At 60.4% G+C, this 1,963-nt stretch carries 3 protein-coding genes; 2 read left to right on the top strand and 1 reads right to left on the bottom strand.

The window, feature by feature from the left end:
- Positions 1–377 (top strand): homoserine dehydrogenase (locus tag GX108_02320; GenBank protein ID NLO55882.1); only part of this gene is annotated, 377 nt, incomplete at its 5' end.
- The gene (locus GX108_02315; GenBank protein ID NLO55881.1) at positions 364–1,191 is read left to right on the top strand and encodes a PHP domain-containing protein; all 828 of its coding nucleotides are present in this window, start codon (positions 364–366) and stop codon (positions 1,189–1,191) included. The genes GX108_02320 and GX108_02315, both read left to right, overlap by 14 nt.
- Here GX108_02315 and GX108_02310 read toward each other — a convergent pair.
- Positions 1,188–1,895 carry a hypothetical protein gene (locus GX108_02310; GenBank protein ID NLO55880.1) on the bottom strand — a complete coding sequence of 236 codons (708 nt, stop codon included), beginning with the start codon at positions 1,893–1,895 and terminating at the stop codon, positions 1,188–1,190. The two genes, GX108_02315 and GX108_02310, sit on opposite strands and share 4 nt — an antisense overlap.
- Positions 1,896–1,963 lie beyond the last annotated feature (68 nt).

Raw genomic sequence — 1,963 nt, 5'->3', positions numbered from 1 at the left:
CGATAATTGCCCAGGTCCTCATGGACGCGCCCCCGATCCCCCTGGAGAGCATGAATGTCCAGGGGATAAACCAGGTCAAGACGAGTCTCCTCCTCGAGGCAGCCCATTCGGGAGGGGCCGTTCGTTTGCTCTCGAGGGTTGATAGGGAGAAAGATGGGGTCACCATCACGGTGAAGCCCGAGGTTCTCTCGGGCTCCAACCCCCTTTCGCGGGTGCACGGAGCCACCAACGGAGTGCTCTTCCTTACGGACACGCTGGGGGAGATCTTCGTCGCGGGCGGGGGCATCGGCCCGAGGCACACGGCCTATTCCATGTTGAGGGATCTCATAGAGGTCGCCGGATCGAGGAAAGCAGGTGTCGAAAATGTTCATTGTTGATCTTCACACTCACAGCACATTCAGTGACGGGACCTTTACACCGGAGGCACTGGTCAGAAGGGCCTCGAAAAGGCACGTATCGGTGATGAGCCTCACCGATCACGATACCACCGCCGGACTTTCCAGGTTCCTGGCGGCCTGTGGGAAGGGGGGTATCCAGGGCATTACCGGCGTGGAACTCTCCGCGGAAGCTCCCTATACGCTTCACATCATGGGCTACCGGATCGACAGCGCCTGTCGGGGGCTTCAGGAAAAACTGGAAAGGCTCCGCAAAAACCGCCGAAAAAGGAACGCCCTAATGGTCGAGAAACTCGTCAACCTGGGGGTTGAGATCAGCCTCGAAGAGGTCGAGGCTGAATCGGGCGGCGAGGTGGTGGCCAGGCCGCATATTGCCAGGGTCTTGGTGAAGAAGGGTTTCGTGCGCGACATAGCCTCGGCTTTCAACAAGTACATCGGACGGGGCGCGCCCGCCTATGTGGCCAGTTCAAGGCTCTCCCCCGAGGAGTGCCTGGAGGCTATCGACGAGGCGGGGGGCGTCTCGGTGCTTGGCCACCCCGGCCTTATGGGCCTGGATGAAGACCATCTCTTCGCGCTTCTTGAAAGGCTCAAGGATCATGGCCTGTGGGGCCTTGAGTGCATTTCGGGTCATCACGGTTCGGGGGAGATCTATTACTGGATGAAGGTTGCCTCGAGGTTTGGCCTTTTCCCGACGGCGGGTTCCGACTTCCACGGTGTCGACCGCCCGGGCATGGACCTGGGTGTGGCCGTGACCGAAGGTCTGCTCCCCTGGGCGCGGCTGGGGGTCAACATCTAGGGATCTTCAAGTATTACCCTTTCCGGGAAGGTATGGATGTTCATTCTTCCTTCCCTGATGAAGCTCACCAGGGTAATGCTCTTTTCCCTCGCCAGCGAGACCCCGGCATCGGTCGGTGCGGATACGCTCCCGAGCAGGGGTATGCCGGCCGCGGCGGCCTTGGCGACCATGTCCCTGGGCAGCCTCCCGGATTGGATGACCAGGGTCCTTCCCAGGTCCACTCCCGATATCAGGGCCCATCCTATGACCTTGTCAAGGGCGTTGTGGCGGCTGATATCCTCGAAAAGGGCCAGCCTCTTTCCTTCCTGGGCCAGGATAGCCGCGACGTGGAACCCTCCCGTCCGGTTGAATAGGGGCGCTTCGGCTATCCACCGGGCGCCGTCCTCTATCACGCCGGGTGTGGTCTTCCACATCTCCGGCGGTCCTTGTCGAGGCACGCGTCGCGAGGGAGCGGTCCTTACCTCGATCCTTCCATCCCTTGCCTCCATACCCAGGATACCCTGAGCACACGAGATCACCCCGGCGCAGAAAAGGTGGCCCGTCGCCCATTCCCTGAGGGCGAGGGGCGAAAGGACCACCTCCTCGACGGGATTTCCGTCGAGGATGAGCAGGTAATGTCCCTCTACCGCCGCTTCGTCGTCGAAGCGCACCGCGCCGCCTTTATTCACCCTCACTACGGGAACTTTCGTTACGGCATCCTCCAATGTGGACCACCCTTTTTTGCAGGATCGGAATGATGATATTATAACAAGCAAAGATCAGGCCGCTATTG

Origin of the sequence: Thermovirga sp., assembly GCA_012523215.1 — a bacterium.
In the GTDB taxonomy this organism is placed as follows: Bacteria; Synergistota; Synergistia; order Synergistales; family Thermovirgaceae; genus 58-81.
This window is presented reverse-complemented; position numbering and strand designations above follow the sequence as displayed.